General features: G+C 56.0%; 2 protein-coding genes and 2 pseudogenes. 2 read left to right on the top strand and 2 right to left on the bottom strand.

Translation table 11 applies throughout. The features are described 5' to 3' along the window. The coding region (locus tag AOZ13_RS13425) for an SDR family oxidoreductase (RefSeq protein ID WP_234402892.1) at positions 1-523 on the bottom strand (523 nt) is incomplete at its 3' end. 118 nt (positions 524-641) lie between these two features. After that, positions 642-814, bottom strand: a pseudogene (locus AOZ13_RS13420) (integrase core domain-containing protein); the annotation flags it as partial. Between the two features lie 46 nt (positions 815-860). Between AOZ13_RS13420 and AOZ13_RS13415 the strand changes: the two are divergent. Beyond that, positions 861-2033 (top strand): IS4 family transposase, encoded by a 1173-nt coding sequence (locus tag AOZ13_RS13415; RefSeq protein ID WP_020222550.1) that lies wholly within the window; start codon positions 861-863, stop codon positions 2031-2033. Positions 2034-2224: 191 nt separating this feature from the next. After that, positions 2225-2401 (top strand): annotated as a pseudogene (locus AOZ13_RS13410) (integrase core domain-containing protein); the annotation flags it as partial. Positions 2402-2658 lie beyond the last annotated feature (257 nt).

The following is a 2658-nucleotide window of genomic DNA, read 5'->3' as shown; positions in this document are numbered from 1 at the left end:
AGATCGTCGAGCGTATCGAGGATCTCTCGTCCTCGAAATGATGGTTAGAACGCGTGTCGGTGCCAGCCACCGTCGATAGGGAGACGGCTCCCGTGAGATAGCCGGCTGCCGGTGAGGAAACGTACGTCACCATCCGTGCGAACTCGTCGGGCGTTCCGAGGTCGTTGAGCGGGAGTTCGTCGATTCGTTTCTGTCGTGCATCCGCTTCGTCGATGCCCTTGCCCTCTGCAAGCGCGGCGATCTTCTGCTCGATTCGGTCGGATATGATACCGCGTGGTGCGACGCAATTGACGCGGACGCCCTCGTCTCCGTACTCTTCAGCCAGGACTTTCGATAGCCCATAGATACCAAGCCGGAAGACGTTTCCGAGGACGCCACTGGCAGACGGTTCGAGGGCAGAAGCCGCGACGAGATTGGTGACCGCACTCCCATTTTCCGCGAGCACGGGGAGGGCCTCACGGCAAGCAACGACCGTGCTCCGAAGAACGCCCCGATACCCCTCGTCGAAGTCTTCGAGGGTCAGGTCAGGGAATCGCGTTATCTATGGACCACCGTGGTTCGTGACCAGTATATCGAGTTCGCCGAGGCGGTCGATCGCGTCGCTTGTTGCGTCTCGAATGTCATCCTCAACCAGGCACTGTCTAGTTTAGCACCTCTTCAACGGGCGTTTTTCCATCGGGCGATTGATGCGGTCTCTGATGGTTGTAGTAATGTACGAACTGTTCAAGCCATTCGCGTGCGCTCGACTGACTGCCCACCCACGAGGTATGGAAACGGTCGATACGCATTTGAGGGTGTGAAACCACTTTTCGAGTGTCCCGTTTCGAGTAGATAAATCCGGGTGAGGGCCCTAACTTGGAATGATGGGAACACAGACTGACCAACCGACCGAGACCGCTTCCCCATCAACCGTTGGAGCCACATTCTACTCGCTGCTCGACGCAGTCGACAGCGAATCCATTTCCAACGACTTCGAAATCGGGACATACACCGCGAAACATGATTTCAACAATCACCTTAAAGTTGCCATCTTCGAGGGCGTTCACCCATCCGATTCACTCGATGAACTCGACGAGAAAACCGGCACGTACGATGAATTGGCATACATGGCTGGCTCAACGTTCTCACGGTTGACGAACGACCGCGACTACCGCGCGGTCGTTCGTCTCTTCTTCGAGTTGCTACATTCACCCCAACTCTACCACCAACGCAGCGTTCAACGCAAACTCCTCGACTGGCTTGAACGAGCGGTTGTGGCTACCGATGCGACGAATCTGAGTGTCTCCCGTTCGATCAAAATTGCTAGCGAGAGCGATGACACTGAGGTTCGACGAGTGATTCAGCCGGGTGAGAAAAGCCTCCATCTCAATGTTGCTGCACGCGTTGATTGCGACGCCAAGCAGCCGCTTGGCGTCACACTCACGCCCGGCGTGATGCGCGAGCCGACACAGTTTGAGCATCTCCAGAGGGACGTCGAGGTCTTTGCAGACCTCGACTCGCCAATTCACGTCTACGACCGTGGCTACCTCGATTACGACCGGTTCTGCACACTAAAAGAGCAGGGGAAAGATTTCATCTGCCTCCTGCAAGTAGACGCACGTGTCGACGTCCTGGAACAGTTCCAGGACGTCGAGATTACCGACGAACAGGGAACACGACACGTTCGTGATGAGCGGATCGAACTCGCGGAGACTGGTGAAGAGTTCCGTCGCATCGTCTTCGAGGATGTCGATGGTGAGGAACTCGCGTATCTGACGACGGTGTCATCAGAGTACGCTCCTGTCGAGGTGATGAGTATCTACACGCTTCGCACGATGATCGAGATCCTCTGTCGGGAGCTCAAGCAGTACACGAGTATCGAGAACTTCCACTCGAAATCCCTGAATGGCGTTCTGTTCGAGCTGTTCTGTACGCTGATCGGGTATGTGCTGGTCGAGTGGTTCCGGCAACGCCACCCACTTCGGGGCGGCGTGCCGGAAGCAATTCGAACAACCCGGACGAGGTGGAACACGTCTCTGCGAACCTACGGCTGAAACTGTCCTACGGCGGTGGGAGCGCCGCTGCCGTGAGCAACAGCTCTCTCTAGCGACTGTGTATGCGGCCTGATTTGTAGTTTTGCTTTAGTGTGGCACAAGTGGATTCTTGTCCAGTTCGAACACGGCACTGACCATCGTTCAATTCCGTCAGTGAGACTGATCGGTTACTTTATCAACTCGAAACGGGACAGATCGAAAAGTGGTTTCACACCCCCAAAATGCGCATCGACCGCTTCCATCACTCATGGGTGGGCAGTCAGTCGAGCGCACGCGAGTGGCTTGAACAATTTATGCACTACTACAATCGCCAGAGACCGCACCAAGCTCTCGATGGAAAGACGCCGATCGAGGAGGTGCAGAACTAGACAGTGCCGGCTCCGTGGAACCCTTATTCGGTTGACGTCTAGTCCGGTGAAACAGCCGTTAGGTCGGATTGGGAACCAACTAGGCTGCTCGATTAGCAACAACCGTTCTCGGTGGGGTTCCACTCGCAGGCATCGCCGGTCGTGAGGTCGTTCTCGTCGACATACGCCGAGAGACTGGCGTAGTTACAGAAGGGCGACCCGCAGTCGTCGTCACAGTCACGTACACAAATCGGGTCGTGGTCGAAAATCCGCGAATC

Origin of the sequence: Halarchaeum acidiphilum MH1-52-1, assembly GCF_000474235.1 — an archaeon.
Taxonomy (GTDB): Archaea; Halobacteriota; Halobacteria; order Halobacteriales; family Halobacteriaceae; genus Halarchaeum; species Halarchaeum acidiphilum.
The sequence above is the reverse complement of the archived record's forward strand: the minus strand, read 5'-3'. Positions and strand labels throughout refer to the sequence as shown.

Excerpts from the sequence above, each read along its gene's own strand:
- AOZ13_RS13415 (WP_020222550.1), top strand. The coding sequence starts at position 861 with ATGATGGGAACACAGACTGACCAACCGACCGAGACCGCTTCCCCATCA.